This window comes from Ensifer adhaerens (genome assembly GCF_002940685.1).
Taxonomy (GTDB): domain Bacteria; phylum Pseudomonadota; class Alphaproteobacteria; order Rhizobiales; family Rhizobiaceae; genus Ensifer; species Ensifer adhaerens_E.
In genome coordinates, this window is record NZ_PNFP01000003.1 from 427,163 (window position 1) to 445,873 (window position 18,711).

Here is an 18,711-nt window from a genome sequence, read left to right on the forward strand (position 1 = left end):
CTGCGGAAGTCCCCGATGTCCATCGTAAGCGAGGCTGCTTCGGCTAGGATGCTTCGGCGGCCTCGCGCGCGACTTCCGGCATTGCCGGAAGCAGGAGCAGGAGCGCCACCGACATGAGGTGAATTGCGCACACGACGAGCGCGAGCGCCGCGAGCCCGCCGGTGATGATCGGTGCGGCAACCACGGTTCCGAGTGTGGTGATCATGAAGATGAAGAAGACGATCAGCGCGGATCCGCGCGCATTGTTGGCGCCGGACGCAAGGATGCCGCGATAGAAGCCGATGGGGCCGCGCAGGCCCAGGCCGATCGCCATGGGTGTAAACAGGACGGGCAACATGAGCGTGTTCGTTCGACCCGAAAGCCCATAGGCCAACAGCGCAACGGCGCTGACGGCAGCCATGACGGTGCCGAGCAGGATGATGTTTTCAGCGCCGAAGCGTTCGGCGATCCGGGCGGTGAGATTTGCCGCGATGATGAACCCGGAAATGTTGATGACCTGCATGACTATGAAGTCGTTAAGCGAGCCCCCCATCGACGCAACGATGACTGTCGGCGCACCGAAGACGAAGGTGAGAAGTCCGCCGAGCGTCATGGCTTGGCTCAGCGCATAGCGCATGAAGACGCGATCCGCGAACAATTGGCCATAGCTGCCGCGCGTATCGGAAGACTTCTCTTCCCGCGGCAGCCCAAGCACGAGGATGAGGACCGCAGCAAGTGACGTCAGCACGCCGAGCAGTTCGAATGACGATTGCCATCCGAAATGCGAAAGCAACAGCACGCCGAAGATGGGCGCCAGCGCCGGTACCAGCGATTCCACGCTGCCAAGGAACCCGATGGCGCGGACGGCCGCCCTGTCGCTGAACAGCTGCCGGATCAGGCCCGGGCCAAAGACCGGAGCCGCGGCCGACGCTACGCCCTGGACAAACCGCAGCGCGACGAGCACGGCGATGTTGGGCGAGAAGGCGCAGGCGACTGAAGCGGCCGCGAAGGCGGCAAGCGAGGACACCAGCAGCATTTTGCGCGAAAAGTGATCTGCGAGGCGTCCATAAAGAAGCAGGCCCAGGCCGCCGCCGCCGACATAGGCGGCAAGCACCAGCTGTGCGGTCGCGCTGTCGGTGCCGAAGATTTCGGGCAGTTGCGGCACGGCCGGCAGGACAAGGTCTGTCCCGGCGAGCGACAGGGTTGCGCACAGGATGAGAAGAAAAAACGTGATGGCACGACGCGAATTTGTCATGGGAATGGAGAGCTCTTGGCCGGTGTATCAAGACCGAGGGAATGGCGTGCAGATGCCCGCCAACCGGGGTTTCCGGTGCGGCGCCTTCGGTCAGTTGCAGATAACACCATGCTAGCAAGAGCGGGACAGCCCGGACAACGAATGAAATATTCGCGTCTCGCATAAGAAATGTTCGCCCCTCAGATGAGATCGGCGCTGGAAACCAGGCGGCCGACGCGTCCGTCGGAAATCCCTATCCGTTCCCACCTTATGACGCTCGGGGGGATCGGCATCTCTGGATCGTCGCTTCCGCCAGTCGGGAACTGGACTGCGCCCGACCAGGCCTCCTCGAACCAGCCAAGGTCCTGCAGCGCCAACTCGCTCTCAATGATTTCCGCCGTCGCATACCGCCACAACGAGACGCCGAAGAAGGATGAGGCGGAAATCTGCCACTGGGCTTGCCTGGCTGGCGAAGCGCTCAGAAGCGCATGGGTGTCGTCACAGACAAGGTGGACCGGGAACGGCGCCGCTTCGATAAGACGCCGCAACGTGCTGTCTATGCCGACATTTTCGTGCCGCGCCAGCAACGTCTCGACCCTGCTCCGGGTTTTCGCCGATGGTTCGTGCAGGCCTGCTTCCCATCGCGACAGGAGACCCTGCGATACGCAAAGATCCGCCGCCAGCGTTTCCTGCTTGATCTGCCGCAGTTTGCGGAAGCGGCGCAGCCGGCATCCGAGCGGCAGAGCGCGATATTTCAGATCGAGCACCATAGCTTCCTCGCGACAATAGCCCCTGCCCGCCTTGGATAGCAGAAGCGCGTCGCCCTCTGTCAACAGAGCCTGCTCTCCGGCCGACGGGTTTTCAGCTCAAAGCCGCGCAGCGGTCATTTTCGCCTTACGTCGAGGCCCAGGGCCTCGGCGATGACAATCGTCTGGTCGATGGTGATGATCGCGTCCCTGAGACGGACGTTTTCCGGATCGATGGCGGTGAGGTCGCTGCCCCTCAGATCGCAGGCGGTGAAATCTGCCCCGTGCAGCCAGGCGCCGGAAAGATCCACGTCTCTGAGCGAGCCGCCCTTGCAGGAAGCGCCGGTCAGATCCGCTTCCCGCAGGCGGGTATCCTTGAAGGATGCGCGGCCAAGAGCAGCACCCGGCAAGCCGGTAAAGGACCAGTCGCCGCCGGCAACCTGCATCTGGTCGAACTCGCAGGCGTCAAACATGCTGCCGACGAACTTGCACTCGGTGAAACGGCTGTCGAAGAACTTGGTGGAGACGAATGTGCAATTCACGAAGGCACTCGCCTGATGCGACGAGGCGTTGAAGCGGGCCCGACGGAAGGTGCATTCGTGAAAGACCACCCCGACCGTCTGTGCGTCGGTCAGGTCGAGATCGACGAACAGCGTGTTGTCGTGCCGCTCGCGCTCCAGCTGCCGACCGTACCAGTCGGCGCCAGCGATCGTCGTATCGGTCTTCGGCGGCGCTTCGCCGTATCGTCGTTCAGCCATCGTTATCCAGCTTCGGCGCCGTACGGAACGAAACGCCTTCTGTTGTCTCGCAGCCAGCATTTCCATCTTCGTGATGATTGGCAATGCGAAAAAGGACGGGGAAAGAGCGAAGCCACCCTGCCCGGGAGCTTCCACGACTGGTCCCGCTTCCCGACGAGTGTCGGGAAACGATCCAAGCATGCGAGTTTCTGCCTTTAGACCGTGGGGCCGTCGACGAGCGCCCAAGCGATCCTGGCGTTTGCGGTCAGGGGGCGGCGCTATTCCACCAGCCGCACGCCGCCTCCCCCGCCGAAGCCGCTGGGGACGAAAGCTTCGGCGCCCGCCGCGGGTTTCTTGAAGAACGCCGTTCCGGACACGTAGAGGTTCAAAACCTTGGCAATCAGCGCCGTAAACTTCGATTCCGAGTTGAGGCTACCGCTGACGTTCCAGTCGATCACCGCATAGGGCAGGTAAATCGCCCCGTTGTAGAAGCTCCCTGCGGATGTGTTGATGCGGAACTGGACGCTGCTGTCCTTCGCCTTGCGGCCCTGGAACATCAGGATGCCGGCATGGGGGCCGGTGGTGGGGGCCGACACCTGCAGGATCGCCGCCCCGTTCAGCATCAGCGGCGACTGGGCGTCTTCGAAATAAAACAGCACATCCTTGCCGCTCACCCTGGCTGACGTGTTCAAGGTCAAGGCGCCGCCACGAAACGCATAGATCCCGGGTTTCAGCGTCAACTCGTCCGTGGCGTTCACGGTCAGCCCACCGCAATAGACGCCCGGCTCGAGCGATGTCTTGCCCTGGCTGTTGATCGTCTTCAGGCTATTGGAGGTACAGGCGGCATTTCGCGGCAAGGGTTCGGCCATGTCGGCCATGGGATCCGGCACGACGGGAGAGCCGTCGGCGGGCGGCGGCGAAATTATCCGGCCGGAAAGCTTCGACTGGCCGTTGACGGCAATCTGCGGCGCTGAAAACTTGCCCTGGTTCTCGGCATAGAACGCACGCTGCGCATGGGACGAGTTCACCTGGAAGCCGCATTCGCTGGTGACCGAGTTTGAATTGATGATCTTCAGTGTGTCGGCCCTGCCTGGATCGAGGATCAGGATACAGGCGGAGCTGCCGGACCTTCTGGCAGCTTTCGCCAGGACCGAGATCGGGACCGTCCTGAACCCGAACATATGCATGATGGCGGTTTCGTGTTCCTCGTTGACAACGACCGCCACCGTATCACGCTCGACGCTGACCCGATGGTTCCAGCGAGGCGGCTCCTTCGGGGTTTTCGTGTCATCTCTGCCAAGATGGGCGCCAAGAAACTCTTCGGCGATCTTCTGTTCCGCTCCGGCGCCTGCCGCCGCCCCCGCCAATGCCGCGGCATCGGCAGCGCCTTGCATCACGGCCTTGCGGTTGAGCGCGGCTGCAAGATCGATCGCAACGCCAATGGCGGCGATAAGGGGAATGGCGACAATCGCTGCCAACAGGCCGAAGTTGCCGGACCGGCATTTCAGCAGGGCCGCGGCGCAACGTTTGATCGGTGGCAGGTTCAGTATGTTCATGGCAGTTTCTTTGCAACTAGGTGGAGAGTAACTGCCTCTTCCTGCAGGGAGCCTTGCCAACCCTTTAATTTCGAGCCGAGTTAACGGTATGCAATTTGCGGAGCCTCCCGCCAGAAGCTGACAGAGACGGCGATACGCGCTCTTCTTGGCAGATTTTGCGCTCCTAGCGCTTCTCGCACAGGCCGAACCGGCCGGCTGCCGTCTCCTTCGGTACGACGCGATCCGGCTGCCGCCACCACGCGGTCGCTCGCCAGATTTCACTCACAGGTTGTTTGGTCGCGATGAAAGGGGTGAAACACTAACCCGTTTGCGCATCTGCCTAATCCTTGACTGGACCGTGCACTGTGAGACGCTTGCGACTTCATGGTTGTAGTGCGTAAGGGGCGGACGATGAAATTTTCCAAGGCGAAGAGGAAACATCCCGGTAAAGCATTCAAAATGAGCGGGGCAGACAGAAGCGCCTATGACGGATTCGTCGGGGCGGCGCGCGCAGCGCCCGGCTTCTCCTATCGGGGGCGATGGACCAGCGAAGGGTGCCCCGGCACCTTCGAGACCTGGCTCGTAAACAAGGGCGTCATGCCCAAGCAATAGGCTCTGCCGATCCTGATCCACGATCCGCCGGCGTCGGCGATGACGCCGGCCGTACGGCTTGAGACGATTTGCCCGACGAAGCGCTTTCCCCTTCGCTCGTGCTTTCAAATCCCGTCGGCAGAAAGCGCCAAACCGTTTGACGAGGCAATGCGCCCGGGTGACGCGGTGATCGCCCATGCCACCAGGACTACGTTCCCCGTCTAGACCTTCCCGGTTTCAATCGCGCGTGCCCATGCCGCGGCGCGCTCCGCCGAGGCCGCAAGGACCGGCTTGGGCGCCTTGTACCACTCGTCCCCGGGGATCTCGCGCTTCTCGCGGACAAAGGCGATTGCGCTTTCCAATGTCGGGAACTGGTCAGGCAGCGTCAGGTGCAGGAACAGCGACACGACGACGACCGAGCGCGAGCGGCCGCCGCGACAGTTGACGAGCACGCCGCCGCGCTCGCGCCTGGGATAGGATGGCTTCTCCGGCAGGACCTGTTCCAGTGCGGCTCGCAGGATGTAGTGCGCGGCGAGCATCTGCGTGTCCGGATTGCCATCACCGTCGATAAGGCCGATCTTGTAGTAGCGGATTTCGCCCGGCCCATGAACGCTGTTGCGGTGATCGGAGACGAGCTTCGGTTGGTCGACGAAATTGAAATCTAGATTGACCGCGCAATTGACGACCGTCGTGATCCCCTTGCTGCGCAAGAGTTCGAGGTCGCTTGCCCCTTCCTTTCCGGCGATGAAGATGTCGACGCCATAGGTCGGATGCCTGGCATAGACAAGGCTGAGCCGCGGCAATTCGCTGCTTACCTTGTCGGAGACGGGTGGGTTGCCGAGACTGTCGGGCATGCTTTCCTCTTGTGCGTTCATGACGCCGGCGCCTTGGCGATGCGGCCAGCCGAAATCGCTGCGGCGACACGGTTCAAGGTTGGATAGTCGCCGCCGCGGCCATGGGCCAGATAGCCGGGGCACAGATAGTCGGCTGCCCCTTCCGGCACCTTGCCAAGCGACAGCGGCTGGTAGCGGCCGCCCGCGTTGTTCAGGATGAGGATGGCTGCCGCCACGTCCCAGGCATTGACGCCGAAGCCGGCGGCGGCATCGACGAAACCTGCCGCCACATGGGCAATGCTCAAGGCAGCGCTGCCGGGGCGGCGCACCGTCGAGAAGGCTTCGACGAGTTCGCCGAAGCGGGCAAGAGCGACAACCCGGCCGTCGAGGCGAAAATCCCGTGAAACGGGATACCCGGTGATCAGGGTCGCGCGCGCCTCGTCGGCCACGGCCCTTGAGGCGATGACCTCCCCGTTCAGATAGGAGCGCTCGATGTCAGCGGAAAAAAGCAGACCGGCCACCGGATCGTAAACAACCCCCGCCACGACGGCCCCATCTTCGACCGCTGCGATCGATATGCACCAGAAGGCGAGCCCGCGGGCGAAGTTCGCAGTTCCGTCAATCGGGTCGACATACCACTGGATCTCGCCGTCGCCGACCTGACCGCCCTCTTCGCCCAGCATGGCGGAGTTCGGCTCATGCGCGAAGATGTAGTCGCGGATCAGCGCCTCGGCTTGTCTGTCGTGGATGGTGACGACGTCATGGAGATCGCGCTTGTAGTCGACGGCCATTTCCGAGCGGAAGGCGGCCAGCAAGGGTACGCCTGCCGCGCGGGCGGCACCCTCGGCGATTTTCATCAGCCTGCGGGCGCGATCGGGCAGGCTATCCATGTCTGGATGGTTCCGGCTCGCAGCCGTATTGGCATCGGTCATGCTCACGTCCTGTTGATGCTGGAACGGCCGGCGCGGCCAGTCCTCGTCCTGTCGCGCCGGCCGGGGTTCTACTTGCTGTAGTTTACGCGCCAGAAATCCTGCCACTCCTCGCGCCGGTCGAAGTCCTCAAGACCGGTAGCGGCATCGTAGGGGAACAGGCGGTCCGCAACTTCCATGATCCCCGACGGTTCGTCCGCCGGCATCTTGATGTCCACGTTGGTCGGAAGCTTGCCGTCCTTCATCTGCGGCGCGATGCCCTCCTCCGTCAACACGTAGTGGATCAAGAGCTTCGCCGCATTCGGGCTTGCCGTTTTCGAGGCAATGAGACCGAGCTTGGTGTAGGTCCAGCCGACCCAAGGGGTAATCGCGGTACACAGACCGAGCTTGTAGCCCTTGCCTTCGTTGTCGCGGAACTTGGCCGAGCTCAAGAGCCCGAAGAACGGCTCCTTCTGGCCGGCCGCACCGACGGCTTCGGCAACAGGATCGTCGCCATCCGTCAGCAGCGGTCCGTTTTGCGCGAGAGCCTTGATCCAGGCTGCCGCAGCACTCTTTTCGCCGGTCTCCAGGTCCTTGCCGAAGTGGGCCTTGTAGGCCTCGGCCACTTTGGCGTCGGCGTGCTTTTCCAGCTGGTTGAACCAGTCGGTATAGGTGCTCTTGGTCAGGGGATCGACGAGTGCGATCTTGCCTTTCCACTTGGCCTCCGTCAGTTCCCAGATGTTTGTCACCGGGCACTTGTCGTAGGCCTCGGTGTTGTAGGCCCAGACGTTGGCGTTGGTCGAAATCGCCAGGGGATTCTGGAAGGCTGCCGGTATCTTCTCCTTCATGTCGCCGGGCAGGTAGCTTTCGACGAAGCCCTGCGGCAGGAGCTGGGCGAGTGCTGCCGGCGCGTCGGTGATCAGCGCGACGTCACCTTGGACGTTGCCCGCCTGTGCCTCCCGGATGATCATCTCCAGCTGGCTGTTGGCCGAGACCTTGACGCCCGTTGCCTTGACCCCGTACTTGGCGGTGAAGGCCTCCGCCATCTCGACGATCTTGCCGGTGCTGTCATAGACATTGATCGGCTTTTCCTTCTTTGCCGCCTCCACCAGCGCATCGAGATCAAACGCCTCCTCGGCGCTTGCCTCGACGGCGAATGCGGCCGTAAGGGCGGCGAATGCCGCCCCCATGACCATAAACCTGTTCTTACCTTTGCTCATGGTTTCCCCTCCCAAGGAGACCGTTTCACAACGTTCAGGCGATTACTTCTGGTAGTTGATCCGCCAGAGATCCTGCCAGGTCTCGCGTGCGTCCCAGTCTTCAAGGCTGGTCGACATCTGATAGGGCAGGACCTGATCGAGCACGGCACCGATGCCCGACGGTTCGTCGGCCGGCAGCGAGACATCCCTGTTGGTCGAGATCTTCCCATCCTCTGCCTGCGGCGCGATGCCTTCGGCCGTCATCACATAGTGGATGAAGAGCTTCGAGGCGTTGGGGCTGTTGGTACCCTTGGTGATCAGCCCGACGCCCGGATACATCCAGCCGAGCCAGGGCTTCAGGTCCTTGCACAGGCCCAGCTTCATGCCCTTCTCCGCATTGTCGCGGAACTTCGCCGAACTCATCAACCCCATGAACGGCCGCGACTGTCCCGGTGCGCCCACCGCGTCGGCCGCAGCCGCATCCGCATCCGTCAGAAGCGGCGCGTTGGCTGCAAGCGCCTTCACCCAGGCCGCCGTCGCGCTGCCGTCGTCGGTTTCCAGCGCCTTGCCGTAGAGCTCCTTGTAGGCGGCGGCCACCTTGTCGTCACCGTGCTTGGCCATCTGGTTGAACCAGTCGACATAGGACGGTTTGCCAAGCGGGTCCTGCATCGCGACCTTGCCCTTCCACTCAGGCCCGGTCAGTTGCCAGATGTTGGTGACCGGGCACTTGTCGAAGAGTTCGGTGTTGTAGGCCCAGACATTGGCGCTGGTGACCACCGTCAGCGGGTCCTGATACTCCGCCGGGATCTTGGCGGCGAGATCCGGCGGCAGCCAGCTCTCGGCAAAACCCTGCGGAATGAGCTGCGCCATGGCCGCAGGCGCATCGCTGATGATCGAGACGTCGCCCTGAATGTTGTTGGCGCGGGCCTCGCGAATGATCATTTCGAGCTGGGCGGTCGCCTTGACCTTGGAGCCCTCGGCCGCAACACCGTACTTTTCCGCGAAGGCCTTGGCCATTTCGACGATCTTGCCGGTGCTGTCGTAGACGGTGATCGGCGGCTCCTTGCGCGCGGCCTCGATCAGCGCGTTCAGGTCGAACGCATCCTCGGCCAGCGCCGGTCCGGCGATCGCGATGACGGCCGTCGCCAGCAAGGCGCGCCGTGTTATGTGTTTCCGAAATTGCATCGTCTGTTCCTCCCTCAGAGCGTGTTTCGGTATTCCCTTCGGCGCCGGGCGCCTCAGTTCAGCGTGTTCCTGCGCAACAGCGCATCGGCTTCGAGAACCCGCTGGCCGTTCCTGTCGAAGACGTGCAGCGCCTCGGGCGGCGCGAAGAACGAAACGCTGGATCCGGTTTCGATGCGCGGCAGGGCGTTGGTCGTCAGGAACAGCGTGTCGCTGTCGTTCCTGAGTTCCAGGATCCAGCTGCCGCCGGTCGGCAGCACACCGGTGACCGTCATCTCGCCGGCAAAGCTGCCGGGCGGCACGTCCGTAGCGTTGGCCGCATAGCCGATCGCCTCGGGACGGATGCCGATGGAACCGATGCCGCGCAGCGACGGATAGCGTTCGCCGAGATAGGCCTCGACGGCACGCGCCGTCTGCGAATTCGGCGCGCCGAAGGTCAGGATGTTGATCGGCGGGCTGCCGACGAATTCGGCAACGAAGCGGTTTGCCGGACGGTCGTAGATGTCGTTGGGCGTGCCCATCTGCTGCAGCGTGCCCTCGTTCATGACGGCAATGGTGGTTGCCAGCGTCATCGCCTCCCACTGGTCGTGGGTCACGAAGACGATCGTCGTCTTGAATTCCTTGTGGATGCGCTTCAGTTCGGCGCGCATTTCAAGCCGCAGCCGTGCGTCGAGGTTCGACAGCGGCTCGTCGAGCAGAAGCACCCCCGGATTGACAGCCAGCATGCGGGCGAGTGCCACGCGCTGCTGCTGGCCGCCGGAGAGCTGCGACGGATAGCGGTCGCGATACTTGGCGATGTCGAGCGCCTGCATCACCTTTTCGACCCGTGCCTCGCGCTCGGCCCTCGGCAGCTTGCGCAGCCTGAGTCCGAAATCGGTGTTGCGTTCGATCGTCAGGTGCGGCCAGAGCGCGTAGCTCTGGAAGACGAGGCCCATTTCGCGCTTTTCCGGTGGGATGAACACGCCCGACCGCACCGAATCCACCAGTCGCTCGCCGATGCGGATCTCGCCATCCGACAGGTTTTCGAGCCCGGCGATCATGCGCAGCGTCGTGGTCTTGCCGCAGCCCGAGGGACCGAGAAGACACATGAACTCGCCGTCGCGGATTTCGAGATCGAGGTTGGAAACGGCATTGGCGGAATTGACGCCGTAGTTCTTCTGGGCGCCGCTGAGATTGATGGATGGCATCAGCTTCCGAGTCCTTCTGCGAGATTGGTCTTGGTCAGCTTCTGGGCTGCCAGGGTTCCGAGATAGGCGATGGCCGCGATGATCAGCACGACGGCGTTGGCTGCCTGGGTGTAGTGGTAGTCGACGAGCCGGAGCGAGTAGGTGGTCAGAACGTCGGTGCTCGGCACGGCGAGGATGACGAAGAGGCTGAGGCCCTTGATCCCCGAAATGAAGGGCAGGAGCACGCCGGTGACGAGCGACCCCTTCTGGATGGGGATGACGATCAGGAACATCCGGCGAAGCCAGCCGGCGCCGGCGATCTGGGCAGCCTCTTCCGGATCCTTGCCGAGCTGGGTCATGGCGGAGATGCCGGCGCGCGAGGCATAGGGCATCTGATCGGCGATCAGCGCCAGGACGAGGATGGTGACGGTGCCGTAAAGGGCGGGCATCGGCCCGCGCGGCACGGCGAAAAGCGAGAGATAGGCGGCAGCAAAGGCAATGCCCGGCACGAGATAGGGCAGGAACGTGACCTGCCGCAGATAGACCGACAGCGCCTTGACCGGAGTGCGGATGACCACGTAGCCGACGAGCAGTCCGAGAATGCCCGAGGTTAGGGAAGCAAGGCCGACGATCATGAGGGTATTTTTCGCGGCCGCCCAGAGGTCGGGGCTTAGGAGCACCCCGGTCTGCAGCGCCACCGTGTGCAGGTCACGGCCGATCCAGTAGTCCAGCGTGAAGTTGTCGAGCGTGAACTGGGCCGGCAGCTTCATGATGGTGGACAGGAACAGGGTCAGAAGCGGCAGGCCGACGCTCATGACGAAGATGAGTGTGGCGAAGCCGGTCGCCGGCAGGCGGTACTTGCCGAGCCGGCTCTGGCGGTTCATCGAACCCTTGGAGCCGACGGTGACGAAGCGGCGGGCTTCGCGCACCAACCGGGCGTCGATCATCAGGGTGATGATCCCGATCAGCATGATCGAGGCCGCAACCACGCCGGCAACGCCGGTCTGGCGGGATGCGATGCTGCGGAAGAGCGAGGTGGAAAGCACCTCGAACTTGACCGGCAGGCCAAGCACGTAAGGCACGCCGAACTCGCCGAGGCACTTGGCGAAGATCAGCACCATGGAAGACAGGAGCGCCGGCCGCATCAGCGGCAGGATGATCTGCAGCGCCACCTGATAGCGCTTGGCGCCGAGGATACGGGCGGAATCTTCGAGCTGGCTATCGAAGCGGCGAAGCGCCGAGCCAAACAGCAGGATCACGAACGGGGTGTAGTGCAGCGCCAGGATGACGATGATCGGGAAGCGCCCATAGGCGACCCAGTCGGGAGGCGTCAGCCCCATGGCCTCGAACCAGCCCGGCTGTCCGCCGACCGTCCTGTTCTTGAAGAGCGTCGTCCAGGCAAGCGCGAAGGTCCAGGCGGGCAGCATGTAGGGCACGATCAGCGCGGTCGCGAACCATCGCCGTCCGAACATGTCCGTCCGGCTGATCAGCCACGCCAGCACCGTGCCGATGATGAGCGACAGGCTGATCGCGCCGAGGGCGACCGACAAGGTGTTGAAGAGCGGCCGCCAGAAGAGGTCGACCGAGACCGGCGACAGGAAGGCGCGATCGAGATAGTAAAGCGTGAGCTCGCCGAAGTCCTTGCCGAGCCGCCTCTCGTGACCGAATTGCACCCGCACGGAATCGAGCACGATCGAGATGATCGGCACCACGATGAGATAGGTAAAGAGAAGTGCCGTCAGTACACCGATCAGCGTCGTCGGCTCCCGGGACGCCACCTTCGTTCGGTAGCGCCACCGCTGCCATGCCGTCGGCGCCGTTGCCGCATCCGGCAATGTCGCCGCCTTGGCTGTTTCACTCACTAAGGCCATGCTCTTCCCCTTGGACCCAACATGCGCAGCCTGCCGCGGCGATCGATGCCGGACGGGACCTTTAAAGTGCCAACGGGGAACAGAAATCAGCCGCCAGGGCGTGGCGCTGAAATACGCAAAAGGCCGCTCTGCGACGCGAAAAAGCGCGGCTATCGGGTACTCAATCCTCCCCGCTCGCGGGACAGGCACGAGCGCCTGCAAAACGTCGGCGCAAGCTCCTCAACCGCGCCGCCATGACCACGAACATAGACAGAACAAACATTCCAACTCAGCTCCGTCTATGGAACGTATGATCCAATGGCGGGGCGCTGTTGTCAACAAAAAAATGCACACGTGCGCAATGCCATAACGCATTGTTTATTATAACTATTTTTTGGTTGCGTTGCATGTTATTTGGAACACGTGATCATTCGGTCATAGCCTATGATCAGGGGGGAGCGAAATGGCAGATTTATATGGGCCAATCGCGGCCGTTCGCCCATGTCATTGGTCGGTTCGCAGAATGTGTGCGCTCGAACTTTTTCGTTGGAATGGGGCCGCTTTTGTGGCCCTGATTAGAAGCGTCTGATTCTGCAGGAGAAAGGCATGGCAAGGGGCTTTGTGACGGCCGAAGAGGTTGCAAAACGCGCGGGCGTCTCGCGTTCGGCGGTCTCGCGAACCTTTACGCCTGGAGCCAGCGTATCCCAGGCTGTGCGGCGCAAGGTGTTGAAGGCGGCCCGGGAACTCGGTTACCGGGTCAACCGGCTGGCGCAGGGGCTGAACAACGACCGCTCCAACCTCATCGGCGTCGTCGGCGCCAATCTCAGTACGCCCTTCCATGCAAAGCAGCTCGATCTCTTGAGCATCGGCCTGTTGCGACGCGGCTTGCAGTGCCTGCTGCTCAATGCCGCGGACGCACGCAAGGATATCGCGCCGCTGATCGAGCTTCTCTTCGAGTTCCGGGCGCAGGCGATCATCGTCCTGTCCGGAGACCCGCCGGAATCGATCGTCGACCAATGCATCGCCAACGGGGTGCGGCTGATCCTGATCAACCAGAAGATCGATCGCACCGACACCAGCATGGTGTTGAGCGACGATTCCCGCGGCGCGGATCTTGCCGCGCTGCGCCTGATCGAGGCGCGTTGCAAGAAGGTCGCGGTGATTTCAAGCGGCAGCCAGACGCCCGCCCAGGTTCGCCGCACCACCGCGTTCAAACAGAAGATGGCGACCGCCGGCGTCGAGGTTGTCGCCTGGTCGGGTGGCACGACGAGCTATGAGAGCGGCTACCAGGCCGGCTGCGAACTGCTCGTCGATGAAGCGATCGACGGTGCCTTCTGCGTTACCGATCTCCTGGCGCTCGGCTTTCTCGATGCGGCCCGCACCGAAATGCACCGCCGCGTCCCGGCCGATCTTTCCGTCGTCGGCTTCGACGATATTCCGCAGGCCGGGTGGAAGAGTTACGAACTCACCACAGTCGCGCAGTCCTTTTCCGCTCTGACGGAGCGTGTTCTTGAAGCGCTCGAAGCCGACGAAATGGAGACCCGGCTTCAGGTGGTCCCGGTCGCAATGGTCGAGCGCAAGACGGCCCGCCGTTAGAGCATCCTGCCTTCAAGCAGACCACTTCAGCAGGGCCACGGCTCCGAAGAGGTTGATACTGACGATCACCGATTCCATGGCTCCTCCCTCCCCGGCGCGATCTATTGCCGACCGCGCAGAAGCTCGGCTCGAAAGAGCTGCTGAAAGGAAGCATAGGTCTCGAACCCGAGATCGCCGACGAAACGCATGACCGTCGTCGTGGACACGCCGCTGCGCGCTGCCACCTCCCGTGCGCTGGCAAAGGCGACGTCGTAGGGATGGGCAAGCACGAACTTTGCCACTTCCAGACGTCCACCCTTCAACTGGCGCGCACCGATACGGCAGGATTCGCGCAACTCGATGAAGGTCCGAGGCGGCACGGCGGAAGGGGCTGCGGAGATCGACGGATTCATGATCAGGCAGCCTCCTCCTTGGCGGATGTGCTTCCGATTTCGATCTCAAGGCTTCCCGCTTCGGCGCGATCGAGGAAGGCATCGAAGGCGCCGAGGAAGATCGCGAGAAAGCCTGATGCCGATCCGTCCCATCCGGTCTCGGGCGAACGACCGAGATGCTTCGCCAGCACACGATAGAGCGCGCGGCGCGGCGCGGGGATCTTGTCCAGTGCCAGCACGCCGGCCTGACGCAGGCAATACCAGTCTGCGATCAGCTCGATCATGTCGAGGCGCGCAAGGCGAGCCAGATCCTGTGAAAGCTCGCCCGGACCTTCTCCGAAAATGCCCGCGGTCACGCCGGCATCGGCCACTAAGTTGCAGGCGGCGGCGATCGTAAGCCCCGATATTTCGTCCACGACGATCCCGGGCCATTCCTTCGGAAAGTAGCGGTGCTGGACCAAAGCGCGCTTGTGCGCCTTCAGGAAGGATCCGTAGTCAGAGGTGGCAAAGGCGAGGTCCGGCCCCTCGCCCGCGTGCATTGTTTCGCGTCGATAGGCCTGCTGCACACGTTGGTCGACGGCCATCGCCGCCAGCTCGACGGTCTCGACGATTGAGCCCGACGCGGAGGGTCCGATGATCTTGAAGGCGGGCGGAAAGGCGACCAGCGACGGCACGGCGATGTTGATCAATGAACGTTCGCCGCGGCTGCGGCGCGTAAGGCCCTCGACATGCAGGTGCCCGCTGAAATGCACACTCATTCCCGCGGTCATCAGCGCGTCCGCGACGGCCTCTTTCGGTGTGCGGCGGGCAATGTTGGTGTCGCCGAAGAGAACGCCTTCTGCCCCGGTCGCGCCATCGAAGGGATCGAGCACCGGATAGTGCGAGAAGGCAAGCAGCGTCTTGCCGAGCTTCTCCGCGCGCGCAGACACATCGGCAATCCAGTCGACGATGAACGGCTTCAGCCTGAGAAGCGCATTCCAGCCGGCGCCGGTGCTGTCGACGAAGGCCGCCTCCTCGCCCTCTTCGAACAGGCCGTCGCGCGGCTCGAATACGTTGGCGTCGATCATCATCAGCCAGAGCCCCGGCTCCGGCTCGACCAGATAGGACGCGTCCATGAGACGGTAACGGTTCCGGCCGTCCGGTGACGAGACCTCATAGAGGCGATCTTCAGCGAGGTCCGAGGCGCCGAAAGGGGTTTCCCAGTGAACGTAATCCGGCCTTCGGAAGTAGCCGCAGGCAGCCATCGAGACGAGGCCCTTCGGATATCCCTCGCAATACATGCGGGGCGTGGCGTAGCTGCCGGGGCCGGCCTTGGTCGCGTCGCTGGTGACGAAGATCCTGGCGTCGGTTTCGTCGAGAAATTGTTTGGTGTGGTTGCGGCCCTTCAGGCCGAAGATGTCGTGGTTGCCCGGAAGCACATAGAAGCGCGTGCCGTAGGCGTTCTCATGTCGCTCAAGGATGATGCGCAGGCGCTCCGTCGTCTGCCTCTGGCCGTCATCCGTGTAGTCGCCGAGAAGCACGACGTGACGGATGCCGCGGCGGGAGACCTCCGCCAGGGCCTCGTCCAGTGCTCTGGCGCTCTCGTTGAAGACGCGAGTCGATTCGCGCGTGTCGACCCAGCTTCTGACTGCCAGTTTCTCGCCGTCGATCTCTATCCTCGGGAACTCGAAGTCACCCTCAAGATCATGGAAATGGGCGTCGGCGATGACGGCGATCCGCGGCAGATCAGACATCGGCTTTCGCCTCCGCGCGTGCGGCCTCGACGAGGTCGATCCATGCCGAGGCGCGTCGTGCCGCTTCATAGAGCATGGGCTTCGGCGTCTCGAACCATTCGTCCGGCCGCAACTCGCGATGCTCGCGGATATGGGCGACGGCCGCGTCGAGTGTCGCAAACAGATGCGGCTGCTGCTTGTGCAGGAACAGCGCCACCAGCGAGACCGAGCGGCTGCGTCCGCCGCGGCAATTGACGAGGATGTTGCCGCCATCGGCAAAGGGATAGGTAGCGCGCTTCGGCATCGTCTGGCGCAGCGCCCCGTCGAGAATGTAGTAGGCGCCGAGCATCATCGTGTCGGGGCTGCCGTCGCCGTCGATCATGCCGAGCTTGTAGTAACGGATGTCGGCGTAGCCACTGGCGCACAGGTCGTCGTTGACGGCGACTTCCTCCTCCCGCACCAGATTGATGTCCAGGTTGATCGCACAATTGACGACGATGGTGATCCCGTGCCGCTTCAGCAGGTCCAGGTCACGCGCGCCATCGCTGCCGCCGATATAGAGATCGGCGCCGTGCGGTCCGAGCCCCCTGGCAATCAGACTGATAGCGGGCCGCGGATAAACCGGTGCGTCCATGGGAACTTCCTCTTCGTATGCGAACGGGCGACGGGCATGACTATGCCATCGCCATTTCAGGCCAGCTGGAGTTCGACGGCCTGTTCCCGGCCTCGGATCGGAATGCCGGAGGCCACACTGACACCGGCAGCGATTGCCGGTGTCGATGCGAGGACCGGTCCCCCGTCGAGCAGGCTGCCGATTTCCAAGAAGGGGCAGACAATGCCGCCCGCCTCAGCCACAAGCAACAGCCCGGCAAGGCAATCCCAGGCATTCATGTGCAGCTCGACATAGGCGTCCGAGCGGCCGTCGGCGACATAGGCGAGCGCAAGCGCTCCCGAAGCGCCGCGCCGGACATTGGCGCCCTTCTCCAGCATCTGCCGCATCGTCTCCAGATAGGTCTCGTCCGGCACCCGTCGCGACCAGCCCATTTCGACCGAAGCGGCATCGAAGCTTGCCGTCGAGGAAACCGTGATGGCCTTGTCGTTCAGCGTCGCCCCACCTCCCCGGCGGCAGAAGTAGAGCTCGTCGAGGGCGGGATTGTAGATCGCGCCGATCTCTGCGCTCCCGTGCTCGACATAGGTGATGGAGATGCAGAAGTGCGGGATTCCGCGCGCGAAGTTCGCCGTGCCGTCGACCGGGTCGACGACCCAGACGCAATCGGCGACCGTGCCGCCGCCTTCCTCGCCCAGGAATGCATCTTCGGGGAAATGGACGGCAATCGCCTCTCGGATATGGGCCTCGGAGGCCGCATCGGTTTCCGTCAGAAAATCCTGCGGACCCTTTAGCGAAAAGCCGCGCTCGGCGCTTGCCTTGAACCCGCAAAGGACGAGAGCGCCGGCGGAGCGGATGACATCCCGACACAGCAAGGCCCGGCCAGACAGGTCGTTCGAATAGCGCGGCTTGTAATCGTTCATCGGCGAAACTCCATTGCACACGCGTGCATAATTGCACGCGTGTGCACGGCGTGCAAGTCGAAATTGCCGGCCTATGCCACGTGACCCGAAGATCACGATCGATGATCGGGGCCGCACGGAACCCGTGCATCTGCGGCATTTCTGCAATATTCAAGCTGGCGCGGCCGACGTAGTGTCCAGGCGTCGAATCGCAAGGCGGGCCGAATGACGACCATCACGATACAGGAAGCGCTCGACCGCGCGGGCACGGGGCCCTATCAGCGACGCCTGATGGGCATATTCGGCCTGGTCTGGACGGCCGATGCCATGCAGGTGCTTGCAGTCGGATTCACCGCGGCGTCCATTGCCGCAACATTCGGATTGACGGTTCCGCAGGCGCTGCAGACGGGCACGCTGTTTTTCCTCGGCATGCTGATCGGTGCCGTCGGGTTCGGCAGGCTTGCCGACCGGATCGGCCGGCGGCGGGTCCTGATCGCCACCGTTGCCTGCGACGCGGTCTTCGGCATCCTGTCGATATTCGCTCCGAATTTCGCGGTCCTGCTTGTCCTGCGTTTCCTCACGGGCGTTGCGGTCGGCGGCACGCTTCCTGTCGACTATGCGATGATGTCGGAGTTTCTGCCGGCCCGCAGCCGCGGGCGATGGCTGGTGATGCTCGAAGGGTTCTGGGCCGTGGGCACGTTGATCGTGGCTGTGGCGGCATGGCTCATCGCACTCGCCGGCCTTGCGGACGGGTGGCGCTACATCTTCGCGGTCACGGCCATTCCCGCCGTCCTTGGCGTCGGACTTCGCTTCCTCGTGCCGGAATCGCCGCTTTACCTGCTGCGCTCGGGAAAGACGGAGGCGGCCAAGGCCATCGTCGATCGGATGCTGGCGGCCAACGGTCGACCACAACTCGAGCCGACCGTCTCGATCGCCCTGCCCGCACCTTTGCCGGACATCGGTATCTTCTCAAAGAAGCTGCGTCGGCGCAGCCTTCTGATCCTGTCGGTCTGGTTCCTCGTGTCGGTCTCCTATTACGGCGTCTTTACCTGGATGCCGCCGCGGCTTGCGGGCGAAGGCTTCGGCTTCGTGCGTGGCTACGGGTTCCTCGTTCTCATCGCCCTGGCGCAGATCCCGGGCTACGCGCTCGCCGCCTATGGTGTCGAGAAATGGGGACGTCGCCCGACGCTGGTCGGTTTTTGTGCGCTCTCGGCGCTGAGCTGCCTGCTGTTCGTCGTGGCGGTTGGGGCACCGGTCGTTGCCGCCGCGCTGCTGATCATGAGCTTCGCGCTGCTTGGCACCTGGGGCGCGCTCTATGCCTATACCCCGGAACTCTATCCGACCGCCTCGCGCGCGACCGGAATGGGAGCGGCCGGCGGCATCGCCCGGCTCGGCGGCCTGCTTGCCCCCTCGCTCATCGGGTTGCTGGTGGCGGAGGGTTTCGGGCTGGCGATCGGCACCTTTGCCGGCTTGCTGCTCGTGGCCGCGATCGCCGCCGCGATGATCGATGCAGAAACCCGCGAGGTATCGCTGGCCTGAGGCGGTGCACACTTTTCAGGCCCT

At 63.2% G+C, this 18,711-nt stretch carries 17 protein-coding genes; 3 read left to right on the forward strand and 14 right to left on the reverse strand.

The window, feature by feature from the left end:
- Positions 1–43: 43 nt before the first annotated feature.
- The 4 genes from C1A35_RS07995 to C1A35_RS08010 all read right to left on the reverse strand — a co-directional run bounded on the left by C1A35_RS07995 (position 44) and on the right by C1A35_RS08010 (position 4,252).
- Positions 44–1,234: an MFS transporter gene (locus C1A35_RS07995; protein WP_104663803.1), complete on the reverse strand. Its 1,191-nt coding sequence runs from the start codon at positions 1,232–1,234 to the stop codon at positions 44–46.
- A 179-nt stretch (positions 1,235–1,413) separates the two neighbouring features.
- A complete protein-coding gene (locus C1A35_RS08000) occupies positions 1,414–2,046 on the reverse strand; it encodes a helix-turn-helix domain-containing protein (RefSeq protein ID WP_158665017.1) in 633 nt (210 codons plus the stop codon).
- A gap of 50 nt (positions 2,047–2,096) precedes the next feature.
- Positions 2,097–2,717, reverse strand: a complete 621-nt coding sequence (locus tag C1A35_RS08005; protein ID WP_104663805.1) for a pentapeptide repeat-containing protein — start codon at positions 2,715–2,717, stop codon at positions 2,097–2,099.
- Positions 2,718–2,974: 257 nt separating this feature from the next.
- Positions 2,975–4,252, reverse strand: a complete 1,278-nt coding sequence (locus C1A35_RS08010) for a TadE/TadG family type IV pilus assembly protein (RefSeq protein ID WP_104663806.1) — start codon at positions 4,250–4,252, stop codon at positions 2,975–2,977.
- Between the two features lie 390 nt (positions 4,253–4,642).
- Between C1A35_RS08010 and C1A35_RS08015 the strand changes: the two genes are divergently transcribed.
- Positions 4,643–4,843, forward strand: a complete 201-nt coding sequence (locus C1A35_RS08015; RefSeq protein WP_158665018.1) for a hypothetical protein — start codon at positions 4,643–4,645, stop codon at positions 4,841–4,843.
- Positions 4,844–5,043: 200 nt separating this feature from the next.
- Here C1A35_RS08015 and C1A35_RS08020 read toward each other — a convergent pair whose 3' ends face one another.
- From C1A35_RS08020 to C1A35_RS08045, 6 genes are all read right to left on the reverse strand, one after another.
- Positions 5,044–5,676: a dual specificity protein phosphatase family protein gene (locus tag C1A35_RS08020; protein ID WP_104663808.1), complete on the reverse strand. Its 633-nt coding sequence runs from the start codon at positions 5,674–5,676 to the stop codon at positions 5,044–5,046.
- A 17-nt stretch (positions 5,677–5,693) separates the two neighbouring features.
- On the reverse strand, positions 5,694–6,545 hold the full coding sequence (locus C1A35_RS08025) for an inositol monophosphatase family protein (RefSeq protein WP_234822834.1): 852 nt from the start codon (positions 6,543–6,545) through the stop codon (positions 5,694–5,696).
- A gap of 110 nt (positions 6,546–6,655) precedes the next feature.
- A complete protein-coding gene (locus C1A35_RS08030; RefSeq protein WP_234822835.1) occupies positions 6,656–7,753 on the reverse strand; it encodes an ABC transporter substrate-binding protein in 1,098 nt (365 codons plus the stop codon).
- A gap of 72 nt (positions 7,754–7,825) precedes the next feature.
- Positions 7,826–8,947, reverse strand: coding sequence for an ABC transporter substrate-binding protein (locus tag C1A35_RS08035; RefSeq protein ID WP_104663811.1), 1,122 nt, complete (start codon positions 8,945–8,947; stop codon positions 7,826–7,828).
- A 53-nt stretch (positions 8,948–9,000) separates the two neighbouring features.
- The gene (locus tag C1A35_RS08040; protein ID WP_104663812.1) at positions 9,001–10,131 is read right to left on the reverse strand and encodes an ABC transporter ATP-binding protein; all 1,131 of its coding nucleotides are present in this window, start codon (positions 10,129–10,131) and stop codon (positions 9,001–9,003) included.
- The gene (locus C1A35_RS08045; protein ID WP_104663813.1) at positions 10,131–11,981 is read right to left on the reverse strand and encodes an ABC transporter permease; all 1,851 of its coding nucleotides are present in this window, start codon (positions 11,979–11,981) and stop codon (positions 10,131–10,133) included. The genes C1A35_RS08040 and C1A35_RS08045 overlap by 1 nt, the downstream gene beginning before the upstream one ends.
- Positions 11,982–12,566: 585 nt before the next feature.
- Here C1A35_RS08045 and C1A35_RS08050 point away from each other — a divergent pair.
- Positions 12,567–13,556: a LacI family DNA-binding transcriptional regulator gene (locus C1A35_RS08050; RefSeq protein WP_077965697.1), complete on the forward strand. Its 990-nt coding sequence runs from the start codon at positions 12,567–12,569 to the stop codon at positions 13,554–13,556.
- A gap of 101 nt (positions 13,557–13,657) precedes the next feature.
- Here the strand turns inward: C1A35_RS08050 and C1A35_RS08055 are convergent, their stop codons facing one another.
- From C1A35_RS08055 to C1A35_RS08070, 4 genes are read right to left on the reverse strand one after another with little or no spacing between them, the layout of a single operon-like run.
- A complete protein-coding gene (locus C1A35_RS08055; RefSeq protein ID WP_104663814.1) occupies positions 13,658–13,948 on the reverse strand; it encodes a MurR/RpiR family transcriptional regulator in 291 nt (96 codons plus the stop codon).
- Positions 13,949–13,950: 2 nt separating this feature from the next.
- Complete coding sequence (locus C1A35_RS08060; RefSeq protein WP_104663815.1) at positions 13,951–15,660, reverse strand: metallophosphoesterase family protein; 1,710 nt, start codon at positions 15,658–15,660, stop codon at positions 13,951–13,953.
- Entirely contained in the window at positions 15,653–16,273 is a 621-nt protein-coding gene (locus C1A35_RS08065; RefSeq protein WP_104663816.1) for a dual specificity protein phosphatase family protein, read from the reverse strand. The genes C1A35_RS08060 and C1A35_RS08065 overlap by 8 nt, the downstream gene beginning before the upstream one ends.
- Positions 16,274–16,329: 56 nt before the next feature.
- Positions 16,330–17,169, reverse strand: coding sequence for an inositol monophosphatase family protein (locus tag C1A35_RS08070; protein ID WP_104663817.1), 840 nt, complete (start codon positions 17,167–17,169; stop codon positions 16,330–16,332).
- A 204-nt stretch (positions 17,170–17,373) separates the two neighbouring features.
- Between C1A35_RS08070 and C1A35_RS08075 the strand changes: the two genes are divergently transcribed.
- The gene (locus tag C1A35_RS08075; RefSeq protein ID WP_104663818.1) at positions 17,374–18,687 is read left to right on the forward strand and encodes an MFS transporter; all 1,314 of its coding nucleotides are present in this window, start codon (positions 17,374–17,376) and stop codon (positions 18,685–18,687) included.
- Positions 18,688–18,711 lie beyond the last annotated feature (24 nt).

What these genes read in the sequence shown, in the direction of transcription:
- C1A35_RS07995 (WP_104663803.1), bottom strand. Translation starts at nt 1,234, where the DNA reads ATGACAAATTCGCGTCGTGCCATCACGTTTTTTCTTCTCATCCTGTGC.
- C1A35_RS08005 (WP_104663805.1), bottom strand. Translation starts at nt 2,717, where the DNA reads ATGGCTGAACGACGATACGGCGAAGCGCCGCCGAAGACCGATACGACG.
- C1A35_RS08010 (WP_104663806.1), bottom strand. Translation starts at nt 4,252, where the DNA reads ATGAACATACTGAACCTGCCACCGATCAAACGTTGCGCCGCGGCCCTG.
- C1A35_RS08015 (WP_158665018.1), top strand. Translation starts at nt 4,643, where the DNA reads ATGAAATTTTCCAAGGCGAAGAGGAAACATCCCGGTAAAGCATTCAAA.
- C1A35_RS08020 (WP_104663808.1), bottom strand. Translation starts at nt 5,676, where the DNA reads ATGCCCGACAGTCTCGGCAACCCACCCGTCTCCGACAAGGTAAGCAGC.
- C1A35_RS08025 (WP_234822834.1), bottom strand. Translation starts at nt 6,545, where the DNA reads ATGGATAGCCTGCCCGATCGCGCCCGCAGGCTGATGAAAATCGCCGAG.
- C1A35_RS08030 (WP_234822835.1), bottom strand. Translation starts at nt 7,753, where the DNA reads ATGGGGGCGGCATTCGCCGCCCTTACGGCCGCATTCGCCGTCGAGGCA.
- C1A35_RS08035 (WP_104663811.1), bottom strand. Translation starts at nt 8,947, where the DNA reads ATGCAATTTCGGAAACACATAACACGGCGCGCCTTGCTGGCGACGGCC.
- C1A35_RS08040 (WP_104663812.1), bottom strand. Translation starts at nt 10,131, where the DNA reads ATGCCATCCATCAATCTCAGCGGCGCCCAGAAGAACTACGGCGTCAAT.
- C1A35_RS08045 (WP_104663813.1), bottom strand. Translation starts at nt 11,981, where the DNA reads ATGGCCTTAGTGAGTGAAACAGCCAAGGCGGCGACATTGCCGGATGCG.
- C1A35_RS08050 (WP_077965697.1), top strand. Translation starts at nt 12,567, where the DNA reads ATGGCAAGGGGCTTTGTGACGGCCGAAGAGGTTGCAAAACGCGCGGGC.
- C1A35_RS08055 (WP_104663814.1), bottom strand. Translation starts at nt 13,948, where the DNA reads ATGAATCCGTCGATCTCCGCAGCCCCTTCCGCCGTGCCGCCTCGGACC.
- C1A35_RS08060 (WP_104663815.1), bottom strand. Translation starts at nt 15,660, where the DNA reads ATGTCTGATCTGCCGCGGATCGCCGTCATCGCCGACGCCCATTTCCAT.
- C1A35_RS08065 (WP_104663816.1), bottom strand. Translation starts at nt 16,273, where the DNA reads ATGGACGCACCGGTTTATCCGCGGCCCGCTATCAGTCTGATTGCCAGG.
- C1A35_RS08070 (WP_104663817.1), bottom strand. Translation starts at nt 17,169, where the DNA reads ATGAACGATTACAAGCCGCGCTATTCGAACGACCTGTCTGGCCGGGCC.
- C1A35_RS08075 (WP_104663818.1), top strand. Translation starts at nt 17,374, where the DNA reads ATGACGACCATCACGATACAGGAAGCGCTCGACCGCGCGGGCACGGGG.